Origin of the sequence: Nitratireductor aquimarinus, assembly GCF_017255295.1 — a bacterium.
Lineage (GTDB): Bacteria > Pseudomonadota > Alphaproteobacteria > Rhizobiales > Rhizobiaceae > Nitratireductor > Nitratireductor aquimarinus.
Map to the genome: position 1 here is coordinate 106508 of NZ_JAFKDE010000007.1, position 24686 is coordinate 131193.

Consider the following 24686-nt stretch of genomic DNA (forward strand, 5'->3'; position numbering starts at 1 on the left):
GACGATGTGGCGGTCATGTATGCCGGCGCCATCGTCGAGCAGGCGGGCGCTTCGGAACTGTTCGCCCGGCCAAGCCACCCTTACACGCGCGGTCTGCTGCACTCGATCCCGATGCCCGGCAGGCCGGAGGGCGAGCGTCTCGTGCCCATTCCCGGAACGGTTCCGCCATTACACGCCATGCCGGAAGGCTGCGCCTTCGCGCCGCGCTGCGGGCTGGCGGATGAAGCCTGCCGCGAGCCGGTTTCGCTCAGCGATTTTGCGCCCAACCACCGTGTTGCCTGTTTCCACGCCGGACGGGAGGTGACCCATGTCTGAACCGCTTCTGCAGATCCGCAATCTGTCCAAGCGTTTCGTCACGCCGCGCGGCACCATCCATGCCGTGAGCGACGCGAGCTTTGACATACCGCGCGGTTCCATCACCGGTCTGGTGGGCGAAAGCGGCTCTGGCAAGACCACGCTTGGCCGTACGCTGCTTCGCCTTGTCGAACCGACCGAAGGCCAGACCATCTTCGACGGGCAGGATCTCAACACGCTCAGCGCCTCTGAGCTGCGCGATGCGCGCCGGCGCATGCAGATCATCTATCAGGACCCGGTTTCCTCGCTCAATCCACGCCTGCGCGTCGCCGACATCATCACCGAGGGCCTGCGCGCCCATGGCATCGGCAACCGCGCCTCACGGCGCGACAAGGCTGCCGCACTTCTGGAAGAGGTCGGCCTTCAGGCCGATCACATGAGCAAGTTTCCGCACGAGTTTTCCGGTGGCCAGCGCCAGCGCATCGGCATTGCCCGCGCCCTTGCGCTGGAGCCGGAATTCATCGTCGCGGATGAAAGCGTTTCGGCGCTCGACGTCTCCATTCAGGCGCAGGTGCTGAACCTGCTGCTCGACCTGCGCGAGCGCCGCAACCTCACCATGCTCTTCATCGCGCATGATCTTTCGGTGGTGGAATATCTCTGCGACCAGATCATCGTCATGTATCTGGGGCGGCTGGTGGAGAAAGGCCCCTCGCGGCCGCTCTACAGCGATCCCCGCCACCCCTATACACGCGCGCTTCTTTCGGCGATCCCCGTGCCCGACCCGGCGCGCGATCACAGCCGCACCATTCTTCGCGGCGACATTCCAAGCCCGCTCGATCCCCCATCGGGCTGCGTCTTCCGCACACGGTGTCCGCATGCAGCCGACATCTGTGCCGAAGGCGTTCCCGCACCCGTCGAAACCGGGCCTAACCATCACTCCTTTTGCAAGCGAACAGAAGAACTCTATGCCACAGCCTGATCTCAAAGAACCCGCTTCCGCACGGCTTGCGGCACTCGGCATCGAGCTGCCGCCCGCCGCCCCCTCGCCCATCGGCGCATTCTGCAATGTGCGCCAGACAGGCCGCCTCGCCTATGTTTCCGGCCAGGGCCCCGTTCTGCCGGACGGCACATTGCTGCGCGGCAAGGTGGGTGCAGACGTGGACGCAGACACCGCCCGCGAACACGCGCAGCTCGTGGCGCTCAACATTCTCGCCACGCTGCGCGATCATCTGGGCGGGCTTGAGCGCATCAGCGGCGTCGTCAAGCTTCTGGGGCTCGTCAACGCGACGCCGGATTTCGAACGGCACCCGCATGTCATCGATGGCGCTTCCACCCTGCTCGCCGACATTTTTGGAGAAAACGGCATTCACGCCCGCTCCGCATTCGGCGTAGGCTCGCTGCCAAACAACATCACCGTGGAAATCGAAGCGGTCTTCGAGCTGTACGAGTAGGGGACTTTTGAAAATGGCAGGCGAGACAGACGGCATGTGGTCCTGGCACGACACTCACAATTGCTCCCGGCTGATCAATGTATCGGGAACCATGACAAGCCTGGGCGGCTCGATCACCAGCCCCGCCGTGCAGGAAGAGACGGCGGCCATCATGGGCGAATTCGTCAACATGCATGAGTTGCAGGCGCATGCCAGCCGCGCCATCTGCGACCTGACGGGCGCGGAGGCGGGCTGTGTGACGGCATCGGCAAGTGCGGGCATCTCGCTTGCAATTGCCGCCGGCATGACCGGCCTGAACCCGGGCCGCGTGGAAGCGCTTCCGAAAGATCCAGGCGAGAAGAACGAAGTGGTCGTTCAGCTCGGCCATCTGTGCGGCTATGGCGCACCCGTCTCGCAGGCCGTGGACCTGACCGGCGCAACCGTGCGGCCCGTCGGCCAGTCGACCCATGTGATGGACTACCAGCTTGAAAGCGCGCTTAACGAAAAGACGGCGGCAGCCCTCTATGTGGTGTCGCACCATGTGGTCCATTACGGGCAGATCCCGTTCGCCCGCTTTGCAGAAATCTGCCACCGCGCCAATGTTCCCGTCATCGTAGACGCCGCTTCGGAATACGACCTCACCGGGTTCATCGATCAGGGTGCGGACATCGTGATCTATTCCGGCCACAAATTCCTCGGCGGCCCCACATCCGGCCTCATTGCGGGCCGGCGCGATCTGGTGCGCGCCGCCTATCTTCAGAACATGGGCATCGGGCGTGGCATGAAGGTCGGCAAGGAAAGCATCGCCGGCGCCATTGCCGCTCTGAGACAATGGCAGAAGCGCGATCATGAGGGCATCCGCCGGCAGGAGCGCGCCGCGCTGGAGCTCTGGCAGAAAACGCTCTCCGCCTTCGCCGGCATCGACCCCGTGATCGTGCCGGACCCCACGGGGAACCCGCTGGAGCGTCTTCAGGTCAATGTCGATGCGCGAAAGCTTGGCGCGAGCGCAGCGACAGTCGCCCGCGCGCTGGGCGAGCAGGAACCGCGTCTCATCGTGCGCAACCACGAGGTGGAGCTTGGTTATTTCCAGCTCGATCCGTGCAATCTGAAGCCGGGACAGGCCGAACTGGCTGCCGAAATTCTGGGAAAGGTCTGCGCGGAGGCCGGAAAGCTGGAAGAACGGGCCGACGATTATCACGCGGCCCGCAATGGCGGCGTCGATCCCTATCTCAACTGGCTCTCCTGAGCCGGCCTTTCAGGTTGCCCGGCGCGTCGGCCCCACATGAGGGGGTGGGGCCGACGCATTGGTCCGGCAATCAGTTGGACAGACGGTAATCCAGCGGCGGCTCGCGGTCGCCGATCAGGGCCGAATAGCTGAATTCTTCGCCACGCGCGTTTTCGAACTCGACCTTCGCGGCCTCGATCACGTCGGGAGACTGGAACAGTTCAGCCGCCGCCGTCGCCAGCGTTTCGGCGGCAAGGCGCGTGCCCTTGTGGCCGATGGACATGCCACCCGCCGCAACGGCCTGCCAGCTATGCGTGGCCGTTCCCGGCACCCAGGTCGCCGTTCCAAGGCCTACGGTCGGCGAAACCCAGCTCACATCGCCCACATCGGTGGAATAATAGCCCTGACCGCCGAAGGAATAGTCCTGCACATCCGCCACCGAGCTCAGGGCCGGCTTCTTGCGCAGCGTGGTCTGGAGCTTCGTGGCGAAGTCGGTTTCCTCCGCGTCCCACGCGATCGGAGCGGCAGCGCGCAGATTGCGATCCATCAGCTTGCCGAGCACGTCATTGGGGAGAACCGAATAGACGCCGCCGACACGCTCGACGGAGAACTCCGTGCCCGTTCCAAGCGCTGCGCCTTCGGCAGCCTTCTGAATGCGCTCGAACACGTCGGCCACGACGGCCGGATCGGGATGGCGCACATAGAGATAGCTTTCCGCCGAATTCGGAACCACGTTCGGGGCCGCGCCGCCATTGGTGATCACATAGTGGATGCGGGTTTCCTGCGGCACGTGCTCGCGCATCATGTTGATCATGTGATGCATGGCCTCGACACCGTCGAGTGCGGAACGACCGCGCTCGGGATACATGGCCGCATGGGCGGACTCGCCCTCGAAACGGATCTTGGCGCTGACATTGGCGAGCGAACGGCCCTGCCCTGCGCGGTTGGTGCTGGAGGGATGCCAGTGCAGCGTCACGTCGACATCGTCAAACAGGCCGTCGCGCACCATATAGACCTTGCCCGAACCGCCTTCCTCAGCCGGTGTACCGTAGAGCCGGACCTGGCCTTCGACACCGTTTTCCTTGAGCCATTTGGAAACGGCAATGGCGGCCGCAACCGAGCCCGCGCCGAACAGGTGATGGCCGCAGGCATGCCCGCTTTCAACGCCCTCGGCCGCTTCCTCGTGCGGCACCGCCGCCTGCGACATGCCCGGCAGTGCATCCATCTCCGCCAGAATGGCGATCACCGGGCCGCTATCGGACCCGCTGCGGGCGATGAAAGCCGTCGGAATGCCACCGACATTGCGCTCCACTTCGAAGCCGGCTTCTTCCAGCTCCGCGATCAGCAGACCGGAGGTCTCCTCCTCGAGATATCCCAGCTCGGGATTGGCCCACATCCGGGTCGCGATCTCGTTCATGCGCGGGCTGTAGTCCTGCACTAGCCCGGCCAGTTCCGCACGCTGTTCCTCCGTAAGCGGCGCAGCCAGAGCCTGCGGCGCACTCGCCATAGCCAAGGCCGCAGCCAACGCATACGTAACCGACAATCTCATTGCATCCTCGTAGTTTTATTAATTGGCAAAGCAAGCTAGCAGCGGATCGGAACCATGAGGAAGCACAATTTGTATTTTTCGACAGACGATCTTCGAAAACTGCAGCGTCTCTATTTTCAACAAGGGCCAGAAACCCTGAAAAACCATGTCTTCTTCAAACGTTTTCTGTAAACGCGTAAACAGAAAGACAGATCAAAAAACCCCGGAAACCATGCGAAATCCACGACCTTGACACCCGCCTCTCCTCCACCTTTCCTAGGGGAAACAAGGTAGTCGGCTGCAGGCAATACTACCGACAGGGGGAGCGCGCATGACAGGGGAGCAGGAAACCGGCGACCAACCACCCGGCAGCGCCTTTGCGAGCGTCTCCACCCTCGACCAGAGACCCGACCAGCGCTTCGAATTCTGGCGCAGCCTGTTTCCCCTTATCGAACTCGACATTTCGGACAAGAGCCGCATTCGCCAGTTCAAGGCCAGGCTGATGCGTTATCAGGCGCCGGACGGATGCGTTTTCGGCTTCGGCGCGAATGACAACACCCATGCCCGTTTCGCCAGGCCGGAAAGCGATTTCGTGCTGCTCAACCTCACGCTTTCGGGCCGCGCCGAGCTTGAACTCTCCGGCGACCGCCGACATGTGGTCGATGCCGCGTCGGGACTTCTCGCGCTGGACGGCACAAGACCCTTTCGGACGAAGAGCTACGGACACGCAACGCTCTGGATGACGCTGCCGCGCGACATGGTTGCCGCCATTGCCGGAGAAGAAACGGGCGTCCTGAAAGACGGCCTCGCCTTTCTTCCGCAAAACGGCCTGTCGCGCATTCTTGAAGCCCATTTGCAGATGATCGCCCGTGAGGGTGACGGCATGGACAGGCGCTCTGCCGAACTGGCGCTGAAAGTCGCCACCGATCTCGCGCTCGGCGCACTCTCCCGGACACGCGACGCACTGGACGCGGAGCCGGACAGGCCCCATGACAGCGCGATCTTCACCGCTGCGCTGCGCCACATCCGCGCCAGAACCAGCCAGCTCGACCTCACCGCAGCCGCAATCGCCGACGCGATTGGTTGCTCACGGGCCCGCCTTTACCGCGTCTTCGCGGCCAATGGGCGGGCCGTTGGCGACGCCATCAGAAACGCCCGCATCGAGCTTGCATCGACACAGCTCGTCAATCGCCCCGACACGCCGGTAAAGCAGATCGCCCATGGCTGCGGCTATGCCGACGCCGCCGCCTTCGCCCGCGCGTTTCGCGCCGCCACTGGCCTCACCCCCTCGGATTTCCGGGAGCGCCATCAGGAAACCGACAGATAAGCCGGTTCATTTGTGTCGTTTGAGACCCTGCGCACAGCCGTGAGACACCCTGCATGGCCGTTTTTTGATAAGGCTCCGGAAAATGTTCTAGGGGGTTCCCGGGGGGTTACATGAAACGACTGACCATCGCGACCGCGCTTTTTCTCGCCGTCGGCGCAACCAGTGTCCACGCCGCCGACACCTTTCCTCCGGCGGGTGAAGCGCCAGCCGAGAAGTGGCAGGGTTTCTATGCCGGCGCATGGCTGGGCTATCACTGGGGCAATATCGAGAACACCTATTGCAACGGCATTTGCGGCGACGATCTGGACCTGAGCGGTGCGGTTGGCGGTGTGGAAGTCGGCTATAATTTTGCCGTCGACCAGAACTGGGTGCTCGGCGTCTTCGCCAATGTCCCGCTTCTCAAGCCTCAGGAAGACGCAGACGTGCCGATCTTCGGCACCTATGACGTCGATCCGCGCTGGGCCGCCTATACCGGCGTGAAGATCGGCCGCGCCTATGGCCAGTGGATGCCCTATGGCCTGGTCGGCCTCGGCGTCGCGCGGGTCAAGGTCACAGACCCCGTGGGCACGTCTTCCAGCGCAACGCATCTCAGCGGCGTTGTGGGCGCGGGCGTCGAATACATGTTTGCCGACAACTGGTCGCTCGACGGTCGTTTCGTCTACAGCTTCTCCAATGAGAAGGATTACGATTTCTGCACCGGCGGGTTTTCCTGCCCCTCGGGCTACAAAGAAAACGCGCCCAACGTCACGATTGGCCTGAACTATCAGTTCTGAACAGGCTTCGACGCGCGCAATGCACACACAGGAACCACACGCATACCCAAGCCGGCCCGCACCAGAATGAAGCCGGACAACAAGACGAGCTTCGCCGACCTCGACGGCAAATTTGCCGTCGTCACCGGCGGCACGCGCGGCATCGGAGCCATTGTGGTCGAACGCATGCTTGAGGCGGGGGCCAGCGTGCTGTTCACCGGCACCGATGCCGACCGCGGCCGGCAGGCGCAGGAGCGCATGGGCGGAACCTTTCTGCGCGCAGACGCCGCTTCCCCCGACCATGCCGACCACATCGCCAAAGCGGTGCGCGAGCGTTTCGAGAGGCTGGACATCCTCGTCAACAATGCGGGCAGCCTGGGCAGCCCGCAAGGCGTCGAAGACACCACGCCAGAGGCGCTTGATCAGACGCTTGCCGTCCATCTGCGCGCGCCATGGCTCACCATGTCCGCGCTTGCGCCGCTGATGCGCCCGGCCGGCGGCAGCATCGTCAACATGGCCTCCATCGCCGGGCACCGTGTCGGCGCATCATCCGTCGCCTATTCGGTCAGCAAGGCCGCGCTCCAGCATCTCACGCGCTGCGCAGCGGCGGAATTCGGCAAGGATGGCATCCGCGTGAACTCGATCTCGCCGGGCTTCGTGTCGACGGACATTCACGCCGCCGCCATTCCCGGAAGCGAGGCGCGCGGCGCGCGCTTCGTGCAGGGGCTCGGCAAGGTGTTCGTCTCCCGTCAGGCGCTGCCGCATCTCGGCCAGCCGGGCGACATCGCAGAGATCGTGCTTTTCCTGGCTTCAGAAGCATCCGCCTTCGTCACCGGCTCCGACATCGTGGCAGATGGCGGCGTGATCTGGGGCAGAGACAGTCTTGGCTGAGACGACCCGCGAGGCACCATGAGCAAACCACCGCACACAGGCACCGCCATCAGGGCAGAACTGACACGGATCATCGCCCGCGAAGGCGAGATCGCGCCGGAGCGCATCATTCCCGAAGCCACACTCGACACGATCGGCATCGCCTCGCACGATCTCGTTCTCGTGCTGATGAGCATCGAGGAAACCTTCGACCTCTATGTCGCCGTCGACAGCGATTTCGCCGATGTCGAAACACTCGATCAGCTGCTTGGCCTCCTCACCAGCCGGATCATGGAGCATCAGGCGCTGGCGGAACCCGCCGCAAGCGAAGCCTGCTGACATGACAAGGCAGGTTGCCATCACCGGCATGGGCGCCGTCACGGCGGCAGGCATTGGTGCGGAAACGCTGTGGAACGCGGCAGCGGCCGGGCGCTCCGCCGTTCGCACCGTCGATCTGCCGGGGCGGGAAAAGGCGCGCGTCAACATCGCTGCGGCGCTGGATGAGGCGACGGACGCGCGCATCGCGGAACACACCAACACGACCACGGACCGCTTTGCAGCCATGGCGCTTCTGGCGGCACGGGAAGCGTTCGGTCAGGCGAACCTGCCGGGCGAAGCCTTCGGCCAGCGCTGCGGCATTGTGCTGGGCACTGGTGCTGGCGGCGCTGTCAGCACGGATCGCAACGCCCGCGCATTCTATGTGAAGGATGTGGACGCCGAGCCGATGAGCGTGCCCAAGGTCATGCCCAATGCCGCCGCCTCGCTTCTTTCGATGAAATACGGCATGACCGGCCCCGCACTGACCATCTCCACCGCCTGCGCTTCATCGGCCCAGGCCATCGGCCTCGGCTTCGAGCTAGTCCGTTCCGGTGCGCTGGACCGGGTCATCGTCGGTGGATCGGAGGCCATGCTCACGCCCGCCGTTTTCCGCGCATGGGAAATGCTGCACGTTCTCACGCCCGTCGCTTCACGCCCCTTTTCCCGTCGCCGCGATGGCATGGTGCTGGGCGAAGGCGCAGCCATTCTCGTGCTTGAGGCTGAAGAAAGCGCGCGGGCGCGCGGCGCTGAAACGCTCTCCCTGCTCGCCGGATATGGAACCACCAGCGATGCGCGCGACATGCTGCGCCCCGATGCCGATGGCGCGGCCCGCGCCATGCAGCTGGCGCTGCAATCGGCCGGCCTCGCGCCCGACGCCATCGGATATGTGAACGCCCATGGAACGGGCACGGTCTACAATGATCTTGCGGAAGCCGAGGCGCTGCGCACCGTGTTCGGCGCAGGCCTTCAAGACCTGCCGGTCTCATCCACCAAACCCGTTCACGGGCACTGCATCGGCGCGGCTGGCGCAATCGAGCTGATCGTCACCGTCGCCGCCCTGCGCGAACAGATCGCGCCGCCCACGATCAACTGGCTCGGGGCCGATCCGAAAATTCCGCTCGACCCCGTGCCCAATGAACGCCGTCCGGCGACGATGGACGCTGCGCTCTGCAACTCCTTCGCCTTCGGCGGCATCAATGCAAGCCTCGTCGTGCGACGGGCCTGAAACGTTCCATTTCCTTGATCTCGAGAAACTCCGGACGCAAAACCGGTTGCCGGTTCTGCCGGAATTTCTCCGGCAGTTAATGGAAGCGGCCGTGCTTCTGCAGCACTTCGATCTTGTAGCCGTCCGGGTCCTGCACGAAGAAGAAGCGCGCCAGAAGCGTGCCCTCGCGCTCGAAGGCGACAATGTCGCGCGGCGCAAGACCGGCCGCCTTGAAACGGGCGTGCTCGGCATCGAGATCATCGACGACAACCGCAAGATGCCCATAACCATTGCCCAGATCATAGGGCTCGGTCTGGTCCTTGTTGATGGTGAGCTCGACCTCGAAGCCGATCTCCGCATTGCTCAGATAAACCAGCGTGAAGCTGTCGAAATCGAGACGGTCCGCAATCTTAAGGCCGAACGCTTCCTTGTAGAAAGCGACCGATTTTGCCTCGTCCAGAACGCGGATCATGGTGTGAATGCACTTGGCCAAGATGCCTCCAATAGCGTTTCAAGCGGCGCTGGCTAATCTGCCGGGCGCCTGATTTTCCGTTGTCGAGGCACCCGAATAACAGAGTTGAGGCATAAATGTGATGGTATCTTGCCACCATCTCACTTGAAAGATTGATGCTGACCGGCAGGAATGCTAGCTCACGTTACGTTACTTGTTTTTATCTCTTGGGAGGTTTCCGTGAACAGACGGCGTTTTGCGATTATTGGAGCAGTCTTGTGCGGCATCGCCGCGAGCGGTGTGGCGCTTGCCCAGCAGCCGCAGTTTTTCCGCATCGGCACCGGCGGCACGGCCGGCACCTACTATCCGATCGGCGGCCTCATCGCCAACGCCATCTCCAATCCGCCCGGCTCGCGCCCCTGTGAGGAAGGCGGCTCCTGCGGTGTTCCCGGCCTGATCGCCACCGCCCTTTCGGCCAATGGTTCGGTTGCCAATGTGAACGCCATTGCCGGCGGTTCGCTGGAATCCGGTTTCTCGCAGTCGGATGTCGCCACCTGGGCGCACAGCGGCACGGGCATCTGGGAAGAGCGTGATCCGGTCGAAAAACTGCGCGCCATCGCCAATCTTTATCCCGAGACGATCCACCTGGTCGCCAGCGCGTCCAGCGGCATCGACAGCGTCGATGACCTGGCAGGCAAGCGCGTCTCCCTCGACGAGCCAGGCTCCGGCACGCTGGTTGACGCCCGCATCATTCTCGATGCCTACGGCCTTACCGAGAAGGACGTGGAAGCGCATTACCTGAAGCCCGACCAGGCTGCCGAGCGCATGCGCGACGGCGCAATGGACGCCTTCTTCTTCGTTGGCGGTTTCCCCGCCGGCGCCATTGCCGAGCTCGCCAGCCAGCACGACATCACGCTCGTTTCCATCTCCGGCGACGAAGCAGCCAAGGTGACGGGCGAGCATGGCTTCTTTGCCGCCAACACGGTTCCTGCCGGCACCTATGAGGGCGTGGGTGAAGACGTCACCACGCTTTCCGTCGGCGCACAGTGGATCACCAGCGCAGACCAGCCCGAAGAGATGGTCTACGAGATCACCAAGGCGCTGTGGAACGACAACAGCCGCAAGCTTCTGGACGCCGGCCACCTGAAGGGCCGCCAGATCACGCTCGACACCGCGCTTGACGGCGTCGGCATCCCGCTGCATCCGGGCGCCGAGAAGTTCTACCGCGAAGCGGGTGTGCTGGGCGACTAAACCCTGCCGGCAAGCATCGCCAACGCAAACGGACTCGGCCTGTCACCACGGGCCGGGTCCGTCTTTTCAGGCGTCGACGCGCGCACCAAACGTGATTTCCAGAGAGGCTTTGCAGGATGGCCCATCCATCTGAATCCGAACGCGCGGAAGCGCTGACCGAAGAACAGATGAAGGCGCTCGAAGAGCGCTATGATCCGGAAGTCCGTTTCAGACCCCTGCCCGAACTGCTCGGCTGGATCGCCGGCGGCGCGCTGTTCGTCCTCTCCTGCTATCACTATTACACGGCCGGTTTCGGCATTCCGCAGGCGACCACGCATCGCGGCGTGCATCTGGCCTTCACGCTGGCGCTGATCTTCGTTTTCTTCGCCGCCTGGAACCAGCCGCGCGAGCCGCGTAAGGGCCTGCTCTACCCGCTCGGCATGCCGGTCATCGACTGGGTTCTCGCCATTGCGGGCGCGGTGGCGGCGCTCTATGTGCCGTGGATCTTCAACGATCTCGCCTTCCGCGTCGGCGATCCCCTGCCCATCGACGTGTTCATGGGCACGGTGCTTATCGTCGTGTTGCTTGAGGCCACGCGCCGGGCCATGGGCTGGCCGCTGCCGGTCATCGCCCTGCTCTTCATCGCCTATGCCCATTTCGGTCAGTCCATGCCCGGCATTCTGGCGCATCCGGGCGCGAGCTGGAGCAACATCGTCAACCATCTCTACCTGACGAGCCAGGGCATTTACGGAACCGCGCTGGGCGTCATCTCCACCTATGTGTTCCACTTCGTGCTGTTTGGCGTTCTTGCGACGCGCATCGGCCTCGGCCAGCTCTTCATCGACCTCGCCTCGGCCCTTGCCGGACGCTATTCCGGCGGCCCGGCCAAGGTGTCTGTGCTTTCTTCGGCCATGCTCGGCTCGATCTCCGGCTCGTCCATCGCCAACACGGTGACCACCGGCTCGCTGACGATCCCGGCGATGATCCGCATCGGCTATCCGCGCCATTTCGCAGCCGCCGTGGAAGCGGCAAGCTCCACCGGCGGTCAGATCACCCCGCCGGTCATGGGCGCCGTCGCCTTCCTGATGATCGAATATCTGGGCGTGCCGCTCACCACCATTCTGACCGCTGCCCTCGTGCCCGCCTTCATGCACTTCTTCGGCGTTCTGGTGCAGGTGCATCTGGAAGCCCGCCGTCGCGGCCTGCGCGGCCTCACCAGGGATGAGCTGCCCGTCGCCTGGACCGTCTTCAAGGCTGGCTGGCTCACCACGCTGCCGCTCTTCGTGCTGGTGGCCATTCTCCTGTCGGGCAAAACGCCCTATCTCGCCGCCTTCTGGGGCATCTCCGCCTGTCTTCTGGTGCTCGTCATCCAGAATTTCATCCGCCACGACATCAAGACCGCGATCCGCGAAAGCGTGCGCGAAACGTGGGACGGGTTCGTTGTCGGTGCGAAATACTCGCTCTCCGTCACGGCGGCCGCGGCCCTTGTCGGCGTCATCATCGGCGTGGTCACGCTTACCGGCGTCGGCTTCAAGATCGCCTATATGGTCACATCCGTTGCCGCCGGCTGGGCGCAGAGCGTGGCCGACAGTCTCGCCTTCCTGCCGTTCGAGCTCTTCAGCGTGAGCACGCTCACCCTGCTCTTCACCCTGATCATGACCGCAATTGTCTGCGTTCTGATGGGCTGCGGCATCCCCACCACGGCGAACTATCTGATCATGATCGCCGTCGCGGCCCCCATTCTGAGCCTGCTCGGCGTCGAGCCCATCGTGGCGCATTTCTTCGTGTTCTATTTCGGCGTTCTGGCAGACATCACGCCGCCGGTGGCGCTGGCGGCCTATGCGGCGGCCGGCATCGCCGGGGCCAACGCCTTCAAGGCCGGCAACACCGCCTTCCGGCTCGGCATGGGCAAGGCGCTGGTGCCGTTCGTCTTCGTCTTCTCGCCCTCCATGCTGCTGGTCACAGACAGCTTCACCTGGAACGAGTTCTTCCTGGCGACCATCGGCGCGATGCTCGGCATCTGGATGCTGTCGGCGGCGTTCTCAAGCTGGCTGTTTGCACCGCTGCGCGTCTATGAGCGGCTGCTGCTCGCGCTCTCCGCCATCCTGTTCGTCGCGCCGGATCTCTACGCCACGCTGGCCGGCGCCATCATCGCCGCACCGGTTTTCGTCCGGCAGTTCTCGGTGCGCAAGGCAGGCGCCGTCACGGCGGAAAACTGAGGACGGCAGGGGCGGTGCATACCCCACCTTGCCGAGCCGCTGAAAGCTGACTACGCTTCCCCTGCCGCTTCCTGCCCGCAATGCGATGGCAGGCGACGGCGGGAGGAGAAACATGCCGTCTGACGAGACGAACAGCCTGGCGCCGCTGGACGCCTTCCAGGCTGGCGTACGCAATGTTTGCGGGCAGTTCCTGGTTTCGCCGCCGGACGGCGCACGGGATATGCGCGGCATCATCACACTGAAACAGCGTCAGGCGCTGGCGGTTGCCGTGGTGCGCAACAGTGCGGCCCGGATCAACCGCGACTGGCGCTGCATCAGGCAGGATTCCGCCGAGCACCTGTTTCTGGTTCTGCAGAAGGCGGGCCATTCGGTGATGCGTCAGGGCGATGCCGATGTACGGCTTGCGCCCGGCGACTTCATCATGATCGACTCCGCCTATCCCTCCCGCTTCCTCTATGGCGACAGTGGCAGCCTGCAATATTCCGTGCACCTCAACCGCGCCGAATTCGCCCATCGCTTTGGCACCTGCGCGCTGGGTGGCTGTCCGATCCCCGGCTCCACCGATATCGGCATGGCGCTGCGCGCCACCATCGACCGCATCGTCGATGGCGAGGGGGCTGCCGCGCAGCAGCATTTCATCGGCGAGGCCTTCTTCAACCTTATGGGGGCCTATCTCTGCGGCATGGAGGCAGGCGACCTGCCATCCCCGGAAACCAGCAACGAACTGCTCATGGCCAAGGCGCGGGCTTATATCCGGCAGCGTTTCCGCGATCCGGAATGCACGCCGGCAGACGTCGCAGCCGCCATGGGCGTCAGCCTGCGCGCCCTGCAGCGCCGGTTTCAGGCGGCCGGCTCCTCCCTGTCGGAATGTCTCATCGGCGCGCGGCTCGACTATGTTTGCCAGCGGCTGATGGCGCAGGAGGCGGCGGGAACCTCGGACCGCATCTCGACAATCGCTTTCGACGCGGGCTTCAACGACCTGTCCTATTTCAACCGCCAGTTCCGCGCCCGCTACCGGGTGCCGCCCGGCGAATACCGCCTTCATGCGGCGACGCCATCGGCCAAAAGCGTGACGCAATAGTCCAAGACCGGTGGCCGGCCCGCTTCCACTATGCCCGATTGATGCCGCCCGAAAGGCGGCGCTATCGGAGGAGGAAGACGATGGCAGACACCGCGACAGCCACAGGCGCAGATGCGTTCCAGAACATCATCAATGGCCGCCCCGCGCCAACCGCGGGAGGCCAGCCCGTGCTTGATCCGGCAACCGGAACACCGGTCGGCCAGATGCCGCTTGGCACGGTTGAGGATCTCGAAGCGGCGGTGGACGCCGCCCGCGCAGCCTTTCCCGCATGGGCGGCTGCCAGCGATGCGGACCGTCAGGCAGCCTGCCTGAAGATCGCAGACCGGCTCGAACAGGCGATCCCGGAGCTTGCGCCCCTTCTGACGGCTGAGCAGGGCAAGCCCATTGGCGGTTTCGGCTCGCAATGGGAAATCGGGGCTGCCGCCGCATGGACCCGGCACACGGCAGGCCTCGAACTGCCGGTCTCCGTCCTGCAGGACAACAATGAGGGCCGCGTGGAGGTGCACCGCAAGCCCATCGGCGTGGTTGGCTCCATCACACCGTGGAACTTTCCCGTGCTGATCGCCGCCTGGCACATCATTCCCGCCGTGCGCGCCGGCAATTGCGTGGTCATCAAGCCCTCGCCCAACACACCGCTCGCCACGATCCGCTTCGTCGAGATCATCAATCAGGTGCTGCCGGCCGGCGTGGTCAACATCGTGTGTGGCGCAGATGAAATCGGCGCGGCCATGTCCGCCCATCCCGGCATCGACAAGATGGTGTTCACCGGCTCCACCGGCACAGGCCGCAAGATCATGGCCTCGGCCGCCGAAACGGTGAAACGCCTGACGCTGGAACTCGGCGGCAATGATGCAGCCATCGTGCTTCCCGATGTCGACCCGCAGGCGGTCGCCGAAGGGCTCTTCTGGGGCGCGTTCCTCAACAACGGCCAGACCTGCGCCTGCATCAAGCGGCTCTATGTGCATGACAGCATCTATGACGCCGTCTGCGATGCGCTCTCGGCGCTGGCCGCCGCCATTCCCATGGGCGACGGACGGCAGGATGGCGTCGCGCTCGGCCCGGTGCAGAACGCCATGCAGTTCGAGCGCGTGAAAGAGCTGGTCGAGGAGGCAAGAGCTTCCGGCGCGCGCATTCTCACCGGCGGCGCACCCTCCGGCGGACCCGGGTATTTCTATCCCGCCACCATCGTCGCCGATGCCGAACACGGCATGCGCCTTGTCGATGAAGAGCAGTTCGGCCCGGTCCTGCCGGTCATCCGCTACACGGATGTGGAGGCCGTGATTGCACGGGCCAACGACAATCCGAACGGGCTTGGCGGCTCCGTCTGGTCGCAGGACACCGAACGCGCCAAGGCGCTGGCGCTGCAACTCGAATGCGGCACCGCGTGGATCAACAAGCACGGCATGATCCAGCCCAACGCCCCCTTTGGCGGCATCAAGCAATCCGGCGTCGGCGTGCAGTTCGCCGAGGCAGGGCTGATGGAGAACACCGTCGGCCAGACCCTGATCATGTAACGGCACGGTTCAAGAGGAGGAGACACGATGAAGAGACACTTATCCGCCACCTGCGCGGCCATGGCGCTCACCGTCTTATGCGGCGGCGCTCTGGCTCACCCGCTGGACGGCCTGTCGAAAGAGGAGATCGCCGAGGTCGTCACCATCATGAAATCCGATGACCGGATTTCCGACGAGGCCCGCTTTCCGCTGATCGAGCTGAAAGAACCGGAAAAGGCCGAAGTGCTTGCCTGGAAAGAAGGCGATAAAGGCCCACGCGCCGCCACCGTCCATGTCATCTCGGGCGACGAGACCTACAAGGCCGAGGTCAATCTCGTTTCCGGAGAAATCAGCGATTTCGGCGCCATTGGCGGCCAGCACATGGTGCTTCTGGAAGAATTCATAGGGGCCATGGATCTGGCCCTTTCCGACGAAAACTTCGTCGCCGCCCTCGCAAAGCGCGATCTGGAGCCCGGCGACGTGTTCTGCCTGCCGCTCACGGCCGGCTCGTTCGACATGGAGGCGGAAGCCGGCCAGCGCCTGATGAAGGTGCCCTGCTACGTCAATCCGACCGGCTCCAACTTCTACGCCAAGCCCATCGAAGGGCTCTATGCCGTGGTCGATCTCGCCGGCAAATCCGTGGTCGAGGTGATCGACAATGGCGTCGTGCCGGTGCCGCAGGATGCCTGGGGCTACATGGAAGAAGAGGTCGAGGCGCGCACGGGCGCGCTGCGGCCCGAAAGCAATCCCGCCACGCTTCGCCAGGAAGGCGACCCCAATTTCACCATCGACGGCAGCATGGTGAACTGGGACATCTGGCGCTTCCGCTGGCGCGTCGACAAGCGCCCCGGCGTGGTTCTGTCCAACATCGAGGTCAATGACCGCGACGACTGGCGCTCTGTGCTCTATCAGGCCCATCTGTCGGAAGTCTTCGTGCCTTATATGGACCCGGACGAAGGCTGGTACTGGCGCACCTATATGGACAGCGGCGAATATGGTTTCGGCATCTTCCTGAGCCCGCTGCGCGCGGGCGTGGACTGCCCCTCCTATGCGCGCTTCCTGCCCGCCACCGTGCATGACGATCTGGGCAACCCGATCGAAATCCCGGATGCGTTATGCATCTTCGAACGCAATATCGGCGACCCCGCCTGGCGGCATTACGAGATCTTCGCCCAGAGCGAGGAACAGTCCGTGCCTGCGGAAGGCCGCCCGGCAAGCGAGCTGGTGGTGCGTTCCGCCTCACAGGTGGGCAATTACGACTATCTTATCGACTATGTGTTCGAGCAGAACGGGCGCATCCGCGTGATGGTCGGCGCAACCGGCCTCGATGCGGTGAAGGGCGTTGCCTCTACCTCCATGGAGGACGCAACCGCCGAACAGGAAACCCGCTACGGCACGCTGATCGTGCCCAATCTGGTTGCACCCAACCACGACCACTTCTTCAACTTCCGGCTCGATTTCGACATTGACGGTCAGGACAATGTCTTCATGCGCACCGGCCTCGTGAAGGGCGACATGCCAGATGGCGTGCCGCGCCGCTCCATGTGGGTGACCGAGGCGACAATGCCGAAGACCGAAATGGAAGCGCGCTATCGCGTGAACCCGGCAACGCCGGCCATGTATCACATCATGAACATGGGCCGGAAAATCGGCGTCGGCCATGCGCCGGGCTACATGATCCTGCCGCAGAACAGCGTCGCCTACAGCCCGCTGGACACGGAGAACGATCCGCCCGCAAAGCGCAACGCCTATATCGACTACACGTTCTGGAACACGCCCTATGCGGCAAACGAACGCTATGCCGGCGGCGAATACGCTTTCCAGAGCGACGGGTCGGACACGCTCGCCGAGTGGGTGAAGCAGGACCGCAGCATCGACAACACCGACATCGTGACCTGGTACACGATGGGGTTCCATCATGTGCCGCAGATGGAGGACTGGCCGGTCATGTCGACCATGTGGAAGGGCATCACGCTAAAACCCTACAACTTCTTCCCGCACAATCCGGCGCTCACCGTGCGACTGCCCGAATAGGCCAGAGCATCGGACCGAAAAGTGGTGTCCGGTTTTCGGATCATTCCGATGCTCCATCAATAAATCAGATCGCAGAAACGAAGAGAGGCGCGACCGAAAGGCCGCGCCTCCTTTGTTCAACCCGTAGGGGTGATTATTCGGCGCCGATTGCGTCGAGACCGGCGCGGGCGCAGGTGGCGTCAATGTCGCCCGAAGGCGCGCCGCCGACACCGATGCCCGCCACCAGAGCGCCACCGATGCGCACCGGCAGACCACCGGCCTGGATCACCAGACGGGAATCCATGTCGCGCAGGCCGTCATTCTGCGGGTTCTCACCGATGAAGTTGGCCAGACCAGCCGTGTCGCGGCCAAGGCTTGCGGAGGTGAAGGCCTTGCCGACGCTGCTGCCGGTCGTGTGCGGGCCGGAATTGTCGGCTTTCACGAGAACCTTGGTTGCGCCGCTGCGCTCCACCACGGCAACGCTCACCGCGTAACCTTCAGCGGCACAGGCGTCGAGTGCAGCCTGAGCAGCCTTCTGCGCCATGTCGAGCGGCAGGTAGGGAGCGGTGGGCAGGTCCTGAGCCGAAACGGCGGTCGCGGCCAGAAGCGAGGCGGAAAGAACAATCGAACGGATCATCGGGAACTCCTTGGGTTTGGATGATCCGTTTCTAGCAAGCTGCCCCGCTCCACCGCATCGGTAGCGCTGGCGGGGGGCTCCGTAGTTCTACGGATGCCTGTTCGCCTGCAGCCAGAGCCGCGTCATTTCCGCCGCCGATGTCGTGCCGAGCTTTGCGCCGATGGAAGCGCGATGGCTTTCCACCGTGCGTGGCGAAACGGCCATGGAAGCGGCAATCTCCTTGGTGGTGAAGCCGCCGGCAATGCGCTCCAGAACCTCGCTTTCACGGCCCGTCAGGCTCGCCAGAAGATCCGCCGTTTCGGCGTGTTCGGCCGCTTCCCGCTCAGAGCGGTCCAGCATGTCCTGCGCCTTCTGGATGGCGTCGATCAGATCCTGCTCATCGACGGGCTTGCTCAGAAAATCCACCGCGCCATTGCGGAAAGCCCGGCGGCAGGCCTCGATATCACCATGGCCGCTGATCACCACGGTCGGCCAGTCTATGCCCTGCGCGATCAGGCGCTCCTGAAGCTTCAGGCCCGAGATCACGGGCATGCGAATGTCGAAGATCAGACAGCCGGGCGGCAGCTTGCCGAGCGCGGCCAGAAAACTCTCCGGGTCGGGAAACGATTTCACGTCGACGTCGACCGTGCTCAAAAGCAGCACCAGAGCGCGGCGCACGGCTTCGTCGTCATCCACCAGATAGACCGGCCTGCCACTCATGCCGAAACCCTCCCCTCATCGTGCTTGATCTCGTGCCGTTGGCTCGCCAGAGGGAGGCGCACCTGAAAGCGGGCGCCTCCTTGCGAGGGCAATAGCTCGATCTCGCCATTCATGCGCTCGACGATGCGTTGCGAGAGCGAGAGGCCAAGCCCGGTGCCCTGCTCCTTGCCGGTCACGAAAGGCTCGAACACCTGCCCCGCCAGCGCTTCATCCACGCCCGGCCCATTGTCATACACGTCCAGAATGGCGAGCCCCGCCTCGCGGCGGCTTGTGACGCTCACCTGCCCGTCCTGCGTTTCTTCCAGCGCCTCAAAGGCGTTGCGCACGAGATTGAAAATCACCTGTTCGAGCTCCGTCCGGTCGGCGCGCACGGCCAGCGCCTCATCGGCAAGGTCCAGCTTCAGCTTCACCGAACGCTTGCGCGCCTCGGGCGCAAGGAGCGCCTCAACGCCGCCGATGGCCGCGTTCAGGTCGGTCATGCCGGTCTCACCGCGCGGCGGACGGATCCACTGGCGCAGATGCGAGAGAATGTCCGCGCCGCGCCGTGCCTGCGCGACAAGTTCGTCCAGCACGGACGCCACGGCCTGCGTATCGCCCTTGGCAAGCAGGCGGCGGCCCGCCTGCGCCTGTGTCAGAATGGCGGTGAGCGGCTGGGTCAGTTCATGGGCGATGCCGCTTGCCATCTCGCCCAGCGAATTGACCCGCGAGGCATGGGCCAGCCGCGTCTCGCGCGCGCTGAGCTTCGCTGCACGTTCCGCCTGCATGCGCCCGGCCCATTGCTGCCACAGCGCCAGACCGGCCAGGAACAGCACCGACATCACGATCAGCGCCGGAACGATCTTCGACATGGGGAACAGCGCCGCCATGTGCTGGGTGACTGCCGTGCGCAGCACAAGCGGCTGCGAGGCGCTGCCCAGCGTTCTCTCGAAAGCGGGTGGCCCGACGATTTCATCGCCGATCAGAAGCGCGCCATCGGGAAAGACAAGCGACTGGCTTGCCGAAGCGGTCTGCCAAAAGTCGCGATCACTATCCAGAAGTCCCTGCGCGTCGATCTCAAGACCCAGACCATAGATCGCCGCATCGCTGTTCGGGCTGCGCTTGACCAGAAGATAGTGCCCCGGCACACCGCCGGGCATTGGACCCAGAACCAGCGACCCATCGGTTGCCTGAACCGCTGCGCGGATCGCCGCATCGACCGCCGGATCGGCTGAGGCGCGGGTCGTCACGCCTTTGCCGTCCTCATCCACGGGCACGAGATCGACAGCCTCAATGCGTGGATAGAACCGGCGGAGCGCATTGGCCACGTCGAGAAAGAGATCGAACCCGCTTTCACCGCCGGCAAGCGCCACCGCCGAGAGCGCCGTCATATGCGCGTCGTGCTGGCCGGCCCGCTGCGAGGCAAGGCGATGCAGCGCCGCACTCTCATCATCGAGTTCCGAGAGCAGCCGCCAGCGCTCATTGGCGGCAATCGCGGCAATGGTTGCGAGCGCCAGCACGAACCACGCGGCGACAAACCAGACCGGCCGGCCGAAGCCCCGAAAGCCCCCATGGCCCCCAGGGCCCATGCGATTGTCGGAAGAATTCTGTTTCATGCGCGCGATCTTGAGGAAGGGCGGGGCTTTTGCAAGCTCATTGTGCCGGAAACATCTCGGCCACGATGTCCGCCAGATGCTGCAGCGCCGCGCCGGCCCCGGCCTCACGCCACGCAAAACCGATCTCGATTTCCGGCTGCACGCCGGCAAGCCGGAAATAGGCAACACCCGGTCGCACCATTCGCCGCATCGTGCTCGGCACGAAGGCGACGCCAAGCCCGCCGGAGACCAGATTGATGATGGTCTGCATCTGCATGGCCTGCTGCCCCGGAAGCGGCGCAGCGCCCCGCTCCGCATAATAGCGGGTCACGAGATCGTGCAGCACCGGCGCGCCATGCCGGGGAAAGAGAATGACCGGAAGGTCGCGCAGGGCTGCAAAGTCAAGCTTGCCGCCACGGGGCCGCACGCGACCGGAGATCACCCACTCCTCCGGCACGGCGACCACCAGCCTGTCCTTCTCCACCGGGCGGTATCGCAGGGGCGAATGCAGCGCGCCGCGCGGCGGGGTGATGACAATGCCCGCATCCAGAGTGCCGTCGAGCAATTCGGCGATCTGCACATCGCACGTCGCCTCGCTCAGAACCAGTTCCACCTCGGGAAACCGCGCCTTGAAGCGGCTGACCAGCTCCGGCAGGAAACTGTAGCTGACGAAACTGATGAAGGAGAGCCGCACCGTGCCGATTTCGCCGCGCGACAGACGCTGCGCCACCTGCGGCAAATCGCCGGCCTCCTGCAGCACACGCCGCGCATGCGGCAGCCACTCGCGCGCCACGGGCGTCAGCGCCACGCTACGCCTCGTGCGCTCGAACAGCGGCAGGCCGAGCTCCGCCTCCAGCGCCTGAATGCTCTGGCTGAGAGGTGGCTGGGTCATGCCGAGACGTTCTGCGGCACGACCGAAATGCAGTTCCTCGGCAACGCTGACAAAGTGCCGTATCTGGCGGATGTCCATGCGCTTCTCATCTGCAAAGCAACTTAATTCAATACGATATATATATTTCTCATATCACACAAACACCCATAGCCTCGGCCCGGATGGTGGCGCATCGCCTGAAACGGCGCTTGAGGACGGGTCCCGGAACAGCGCCGCCGGCGCTCGGTCCGGCGATGCAGCGGCGCGGATAATCGCAAGGGGGACATGGCCATTTCCGCAAATCCCGCCGCCCCGGCGAACAGTGTCAGATTGAATAATTGGGGACCGAATGGGTTTGACACGCCCGATCCTTTGGGCGAATGGGAGAAAACAATCGCAATGAAATTCCATAAAGGGAGAGAGTGATGAAACTTTTCGCAAGAAATCTTGCGTCTGCGGCAGCGTTCGCTGCGGCACTGGGCATTTTGGCTGGTGCGCAGTCCGCGCAGGCTCAGCAGGAAATCAAGCTCGGTTACGCGCTTGCGCCGAACTCGCATTACGGCGTCGCCGCCGACAAATGGCAGGAAGAAGTCGAAGCCAAGACCGATGGCCGCTATTCCTTCCGTCACTTCCCCTCCTCCGGCCTCGGCGGTGAGCGCGAAGTGATCGAAGGCCTGCAGATCGGCACGATCGAAGCCACCATCGTCTCCTCCGGCACGCTCAGCAACTTCGTGCCCGAGACCGGCGTGTTCGACATCCCCTTCCTGTTCCGTGACCTCAATCACGCACGCGACGTGCTCGACGGCGAGATCGGCCAGAACATCCTTGCCAAGTTCGATGATGTCGGCCTGGTTGCGCTTGCATGGGGCGAGCAGGGCTTCCGCCACATCACCAACAACCGCAACACGATCGGCAAGCCCGAAGACGTCGCCGGCCTGAAGCTGCGCACGATGGAAAACCCGATCCACATCACCGCCTTCGAGACGCTCGGCGCCGCGCCGACCCCGATGGCATGGCCGGAAGTCATCAGCTCCCTCCAGCAGGGCACGATCGACGGCCAGGAGAACCCGCTCTCCGTCATCACGTCGACCAACCTCTCCGAGGTCCAGAAGTATCTGACGCTTTCCGGTCACGTCTATTCGCCGGCCATGCTGCTCGTCTCCAAGCAGCTCTGGGAAGGCATGTCTGACGAAGACAAGCAGGCGTTCCAGACGGGTGCGACCGAAGCCGCAAAGGCGATGCGCGCCTTTGTCGACAATGTCGAGACCTCCGGCGTCGCACAGCTCAAGGAAGAAGGCATGGATGTCGGCGAACTCACCGCCGAGCAGAAGGCCGCCTTCCAGCAGGCCGTCCAGCCTGCCTATGAGCAGTACTACGAACAGTATGACAAGGCGCTGATCGACCAGATCATCGCGACGAAATAAGCGCTTCGCGCCATCACGTCCGGACGGCGGCCCCGTGGTCGCCGTCCGAATTCTGTTTCAGAATGTAATTTTTCGGGCCAGACGGTTCCCACCGCTCGTGGGGATGGGCTAAACAAAGCCCGTTCAACGGGCTGCGGCGCAACCGGCCGCCAGGCGGGGAAGATCGGTGAAAACGTTCGAGCGATATTTTGTTGCCCTCAACAAGTGGGCGCTGGTGCTGCTTCTCGGCGCCATGGCGGTCATCGTCTTCGCCAATGTTACGCTGCGCTACCTGACGAATTACTCGATCACCTGGTCCGAGGAAGTCGCCCGCTACCTGATGATCTGGATGACCTTCATCGGCGCCGGCCTTGCCCTGCGCACCGGTGGCCATGTGGCGATCAGCAATTTTCAGGAAATGCTCGGCAAGTATGGCCAGCGCGCAGTGCGCATTCTCATCCTGCTTCTGCTTCTGGCCTTCTTCTCGCTCATGATCTGGATGGGCCTGAACTACATGGAGCGCGCCCGTTTCCAGCTTACGCCGGCAACCCGCATTTCCTTCCGTTACATCTACGCCGCGATGCCGATCGGCTTCAGCCTGCTCATCGTGCATCTGCTTCTGGTCGCGCGCTCCTTCGTGATGGAAAACCGGTTTGTCGACATCGAGACCGACACCCCATCCGCCGCGCTCGCCGAGAGCGGTGACACCCATATCGCAGCCAACCGGGACTAGACGGCCGTGGCGCTGATCCTCTTTGCATCCTTCTTCCTCCTTCTCATCATCGGCATGCCGGTGGCCTTCGCGCTGGCGCTTGCCGTCTGGGCCGCGATCAGCCTCGGCAGCACCTATCCGCAGATCGTCATCGTCAAGGAGATGTTCTCGGGGCTGGACAGTTTCCCGCTCATGGCGGTGCCGTTCTTCATTCTGGCGGCCGAGCTGATGTCCAGCGGCGCGATGACGCAGATCCTGCTGCGTTTCGCCTCACAGTTTGTCGGCCATCTGCGTGGCGGGCTGGGCTACGCCAATGTGGTGTCGTCCACCATGTTCGCCGGCATCTCCGGCTCCGCGCTCGCCGATGCCGCCGGCCCCGGCGCAATGATGATCCGCATGATGGAGAAGGACGGGTACGACAAGTCCTATGCCAGCGCCCTCACGGCGTCGGCCTCGGTGGTCGGCCCCATCATCCCGCCATCGATCATCATGATCCTCTACGCCATGCAGGACGAGCGGGTTTCCGTGATCGCCCTGTTCATGGCGGGCCTCATTCCCGGCGTCGTGATCTCGCTCGCGATGGCCGCGACCAACTGGTATGTCTGCCGCAAGCGTGGCTTCAAGAGCAGCGCCCCGCGCCCCTCCGCGCGCGAGATGCTGCGCACCAGCTTTCAGGCACTGCCCGCAATCTTCCTGATCGTGCTGATCATCGGCGGCATTCGCAGCGGCATGTTCACGCCCACCGAAGCCTCGGTTGTGGCCGTGTTCTACGCCCTTCTGTGCGGCATGTTCGTCTACCGCTCGCTGCGGATTCGCGACCTGCCGGACATCATCTATCGCTCCGCGCTCGTCACCGTCGCCATTCTGCTCATCCTGGCAGCGGCCCGCGCTTTCGCCTGGATCATCATCATCGAGGGCATCCCGCAGAGCATCGCGGCCACCATCGTGGCATGGGACCTCAGCCCCATCGTGTTCCTGCTGGCGGTCAACGTGCTGCTCCTGGCTTTCGGCCTGTTCATGGACCCGCTTCCGGGCGTCATGATCCTCGTGCCGATCCTCAGCCCCATCGCCTATTCGCTGGGCATCGACCCCATCCACTTCGCCATCGTGGTGATCGTCAACCTGACGCTGGGGCTTTTGACGCCCCCGGTCGGGGCGTTGCTGTTCGTCGTGTCGTCAGCGGTGAAGATCCGGGTCAGCGACATGATCCGCGAGATGCCGCCCTTCCTGATCGTGCATCTGATCGTGTTGCTGTCGCTCACCTTCATCCCGGCGCTCTCGACCTGGCTGCCGAGCCTCAGCGGCTACTAAAGCAATCCCAGGAAAAGCGGGCATGCTCTAACTTCAGCCCCCGCTGG

At 63.8% G+C, this 24686-nt stretch carries 23 protein-coding genes; 17 read left to right on the plus strand and 6 right to left on the minus strand.

The genetic code is table 11. The annotated features are described in order from the left end of the window. The first annotated feature begins 15 nt into the window (after positions 1–15). From JYP46_RS22390 to JYP46_RS13315, 4 genes are read left to right on the plus strand one after another with little or no spacing between them, the layout of a single operon-like run. The gene (locus JYP46_RS22390) at positions 16–315 is read left to right on the plus strand and encodes an oligopeptide/dipeptide ABC transporter ATP-binding protein (RefSeq protein WP_477507836.1); all 300 of its coding nucleotides are present in this window, start codon (positions 16–18) and stop codon (positions 313–315) included. Beyond that, the gene (locus JYP46_RS13305; protein ID WP_206548354.1) at positions 308–1273 is read left to right on the plus strand and encodes an ABC transporter ATP-binding protein; all 966 of its coding nucleotides are present in this window, start codon (positions 308–310) and stop codon (positions 1271–1273) included. The genes JYP46_RS22390 and JYP46_RS13305 overlap by 8 nt, the downstream gene beginning before the upstream one ends. Continuing rightward, positions 1260–1745 (plus strand): RidA family protein, encoded by a 486-nt coding sequence (locus tag JYP46_RS13310; protein ID WP_206548355.1) that lies wholly within the window; start codon positions 1260–1262, stop codon positions 1743–1745. Before JYP46_RS13305 ends, JYP46_RS13310 begins: the two co-directional genes overlap by 14 nt. 13 nt (positions 1746–1758) lie before the next feature. After that, a complete protein-coding gene (locus JYP46_RS13315; protein ID WP_222474113.1) occupies positions 1759–2970 on the plus strand; it encodes an aminotransferase class V-fold PLP-dependent enzyme in 1212 nt (403 codons plus the stop codon). Between the two features lie 70 nt (positions 2971–3040). On the opposite strand, the gene JYP46_RS13320 is transcribed toward JYP46_RS13315, so the two are convergent. Then, positions 3041–4456 carry an amidohydrolase gene (locus JYP46_RS13320; RefSeq protein ID WP_236042214.1) on the minus strand — a complete coding sequence of 472 codons (1416 nt, stop codon included), beginning with the start codon at positions 4454–4456 and terminating at the stop codon, positions 3041–3043. 352 nt (positions 4457–4808) lie between these two features. On the opposite strand from JYP46_RS13320, the gene JYP46_RS13325 reads away from it, so the two are divergent. The 5 genes from JYP46_RS13325 to JYP46_RS13345 all read left to right on the plus strand — a co-directional run bounded on the left by JYP46_RS13325 (position 4809) and on the right by JYP46_RS13345 (position 8969). Then, positions 4809–5804: an AraC family transcriptional regulator gene (locus tag JYP46_RS13325; RefSeq protein WP_206546165.1), complete on the plus strand. Its 996-nt coding sequence runs from the start codon at positions 4809–4811 to the stop codon at positions 5802–5804. A 110-nt stretch (positions 5805–5914) separates the two neighbouring features. After that, a complete protein-coding gene (locus JYP46_RS13330) occupies positions 5915–6577 on the plus strand; it encodes an outer membrane protein (protein WP_206548357.1) in 663 nt (220 codons plus the stop codon). A gap of 66 nt (positions 6578–6643) precedes the next feature. Further along, positions 6644–7447 (plus strand): SDR family NAD(P)-dependent oxidoreductase, encoded by an 804-nt coding sequence (locus JYP46_RS13335; RefSeq protein WP_206548358.1) that lies wholly within the window; start codon positions 6644–6646, stop codon positions 7445–7447. 18 nt (positions 7448–7465) lie between these two features. After that, positions 7466–7765, plus strand: coding sequence for an acyl carrier protein (locus JYP46_RS13340; protein WP_206548359.1), 300 nt, complete (start codon positions 7466–7468; stop codon positions 7763–7765). Between the two features lies 1 nt (position 7766). Next, entirely contained in the window at positions 7767–8969 is a 1203-nt protein-coding gene (locus JYP46_RS13345) for a beta-ketoacyl-[acyl-carrier-protein] synthase family protein (RefSeq protein ID WP_206548360.1), read from the plus strand. Between the two features lie 76 nt (positions 8970–9045). Here JYP46_RS13345 and JYP46_RS13350 read toward each other — a convergent pair whose 3' ends face one another. Then, positions 9046–9441: a VOC family protein gene (locus tag JYP46_RS13350; RefSeq protein ID WP_206548361.1), complete on the minus strand. Its 396-nt coding sequence runs from the start codon at positions 9439–9441 to the stop codon at positions 9046–9048. 198 nt (positions 9442–9639) lie between these two features. On the opposite strand from JYP46_RS13350, the gene JYP46_RS13355 reads away from it, so the two are divergent. The 5 genes from JYP46_RS13355 (at position 9640) to JYP46_RS13375 (ending at position 17456) form a co-directional block, all read left to right on the plus strand. Next, positions 9640–10650, plus strand: coding sequence for a TAXI family TRAP transporter solute-binding subunit (locus JYP46_RS13355; RefSeq protein WP_206546160.1), 1011 nt, complete (start codon positions 9640–9642; stop codon positions 10648–10650). A 116-nt stretch (positions 10651–10766) separates the two neighbouring features. Further along, positions 10767–12848 (plus strand): TRAP transporter permease, encoded by a 2082-nt coding sequence (locus JYP46_RS13360; RefSeq protein WP_206548362.1) that lies wholly within the window; start codon positions 10767–10769, stop codon positions 12846–12848. Between the two features lie 112 nt (positions 12849–12960). Next, on the plus strand, positions 12961–13929 hold the full coding sequence (locus tag JYP46_RS13365) for a helix-turn-helix domain-containing protein (protein WP_206548363.1): 969 nt from the start codon (positions 12961–12963) through the stop codon (positions 13927–13929). Between the two features lie 80 nt (positions 13930–14009). Further along, a complete protein-coding gene (locus tag JYP46_RS13370; protein ID WP_210346613.1) occupies positions 14010–15443 on the plus strand; it encodes an aldehyde dehydrogenase family protein in 1434 nt (477 codons plus the stop codon). A 27-nt stretch (positions 15444–15470) separates the two neighbouring features. Beyond that, positions 15471–17456 (plus strand): copper amine oxidase, encoded by a 1986-nt coding sequence (locus tag JYP46_RS13375; protein ID WP_206548364.1) that lies wholly within the window; start codon positions 15471–15473, stop codon positions 17454–17456. Between the two features lie 133 nt (positions 17457–17589). On the opposite strand, the gene JYP46_RS13380 is transcribed toward JYP46_RS13375, so the two are convergent. From JYP46_RS13380 to JYP46_RS13395, 4 genes are all read right to left on the minus strand, one after another. Next, complete coding sequence (locus JYP46_RS13380) at positions 17590–18072, minus strand: GlcG/HbpS family heme-binding protein (RefSeq protein WP_090328370.1); 483 nt, start codon at positions 18070–18072, stop codon at positions 17590–17592. Between the two features lie 87 nt (positions 18073–18159). Further along, positions 18160–18771, minus strand: coding sequence for a response regulator transcription factor (locus tag JYP46_RS13385; protein ID WP_113153204.1), 612 nt, complete (start codon positions 18769–18771; stop codon positions 18160–18162). Further along, positions 18768–20363, minus strand: coding sequence for a sensor histidine kinase (locus tag JYP46_RS13390; RefSeq protein WP_206548365.1), 1596 nt, complete (start codon positions 20361–20363; stop codon positions 18768–18770). Before JYP46_RS13390 ends, JYP46_RS13385 begins: the two co-directional genes overlap by 4 nt. A gap of 37 nt (positions 20364–20400) precedes the next feature. Next, the gene (locus tag JYP46_RS13395; RefSeq protein ID WP_206548366.1) at positions 20401–21312 is read right to left on the minus strand and encodes a LysR family transcriptional regulator; all 912 of its coding nucleotides are present in this window, start codon (positions 21310–21312) and stop codon (positions 20401–20403) included. 326 nt (positions 21313–21638) lie between these two features. Here JYP46_RS13395 and JYP46_RS13400 point away from each other — a divergent pair, with 326 nt between their 5' ends. The 3 genes from JYP46_RS13400 to JYP46_RS13410 all read left to right on the plus strand — a co-directional run bounded on the left by JYP46_RS13400 (position 21639) and on the right by JYP46_RS13410 (position 24639). Continuing rightward, positions 21639–22637, plus strand: a complete 999-nt coding sequence (locus tag JYP46_RS13400; RefSeq protein ID WP_206548367.1) for a TRAP transporter substrate-binding protein — start codon at positions 21639–21641, stop codon at positions 22635–22637. Positions 22638–22803: 166 nt separating this feature from the next. After that, positions 22804–23349, plus strand: coding sequence for a TRAP transporter small permease (locus JYP46_RS13405; RefSeq protein WP_206546153.1), 546 nt, complete (start codon positions 22804–22806; stop codon positions 23347–23349). A gap of 6 nt (positions 23350–23355) precedes the next feature. Next, the gene (locus JYP46_RS13410; protein ID WP_113153208.1) at positions 23356–24639 is read left to right on the plus strand and encodes a TRAP transporter large permease; all 1284 of its coding nucleotides are present in this window, start codon (positions 23356–23358) and stop codon (positions 24637–24639) included. Positions 24640–24686: the final 47 nt, after the last annotated feature.

Excerpts from the sequence above, each read along its gene's own strand:
- JYP46_RS22390 (WP_477507836.1), top strand. The coding sequence starts at position 16 with ATGTATGCCGGCGCCATCGTCGAGCAGGCGGGCGCTTCGGAACTGTTC.
- JYP46_RS13315 (WP_222474113.1), top strand. The coding sequence starts at position 1,759 with ATGGCAGGCGAGACAGACGGCATGTGGTCCTGGCACGACACTCACAAT.
- JYP46_RS13330 (WP_206548357.1), top strand. The coding sequence starts at position 5,915 with ATGAAACGACTGACCATCGCGACCGCGCTTTTTCTCGCCGTCGGCGCA.
- JYP46_RS13375 (WP_206548364.1), top strand. The coding sequence starts at position 15,471 with ATGAAGAGACACTTATCCGCCACCTGCGCGGCCATGGCGCTCACCGTC.
- JYP46_RS13310 (WP_206548355.1), top strand. The coding sequence starts at position 1,260 with ATGCCACAGCCTGATCTCAAAGAACCCGCTTCCGCACGGCTTGCGGCA.
- JYP46_RS13325 (WP_206546165.1), top strand. The coding sequence starts at position 4,809 with ATGACAGGGGAGCAGGAAACCGGCGACCAACCACCCGGCAGCGCCTTT.
- JYP46_RS13385 (WP_113153204.1), bottom strand. The coding sequence starts at position 18,771 with ATGAGTGGCAGGCCGGTCTATCTGGTGGATGACGACGAAGCCGTGCGC.
- JYP46_RS13340 (WP_206548359.1), top strand. The coding sequence starts at position 7,466 with ATGAGCAAACCACCGCACACAGGCACCGCCATCAGGGCAGAACTGACA.
- JYP46_RS13320 (WP_236042214.1), bottom strand. The coding sequence starts at position 4,456 with ATGGCGAGTGCGCCGCAGGCTCTGGCTGCGCCGCTTACGGAGGAACAG.
- JYP46_RS13335 (WP_206548358.1), top strand. The coding sequence starts at position 6,644 with ATGAAGCCGGACAACAAGACGAGCTTCGCCGACCTCGACGGCAAATTT.
- JYP46_RS13395 (WP_206548366.1), bottom strand. The coding sequence starts at position 21,312 with ATGGACATCCGCCAGATACGGCACTTTGTCAGCGTTGCCGAGGAACTG.
- JYP46_RS13400 (WP_206548367.1), top strand. The coding sequence starts at position 21,639 with ATGAAACTTTTCGCAAGAAATCTTGCGTCTGCGGCAGCGTTCGCTGCG.
- JYP46_RS13365 (WP_206548363.1), top strand. The coding sequence starts at position 12,961 with ATGCCGTCTGACGAGACGAACAGCCTGGCGCCGCTGGACGCCTTCCAG.
- JYP46_RS13380 (WP_090328370.1), bottom strand. The coding sequence starts at position 18,072 with ATGATCCGTTCGATTGTTCTTTCCGCCTCGCTTCTGGCCGCGACCGCC.
- JYP46_RS13360 (WP_206548362.1), top strand. The coding sequence starts at position 10,767 with ATGGCCCATCCATCTGAATCCGAACGCGCGGAAGCGCTGACCGAAGAA.
- JYP46_RS13305 (WP_206548354.1), top strand. The coding sequence starts at position 308 with ATGTCTGAACCGCTTCTGCAGATCCGCAATCTGTCCAAGCGTTTCGTC.
- JYP46_RS13345 (WP_206548360.1), top strand. The coding sequence starts at position 7,767 with ATGACAAGGCAGGTTGCCATCACCGGCATGGGCGCCGTCACGGCGGCA.
- JYP46_RS13390 (WP_206548365.1), bottom strand. The coding sequence starts at position 20,363 with ATGAAACAGAATTCTTCCGACAATCGCATGGGCCCTGGGGGCCATGGG.
- JYP46_RS13370 (WP_210346613.1), top strand. The coding sequence starts at position 14,010 with ATGGCAGACACCGCGACAGCCACAGGCGCAGATGCGTTCCAGAACATC.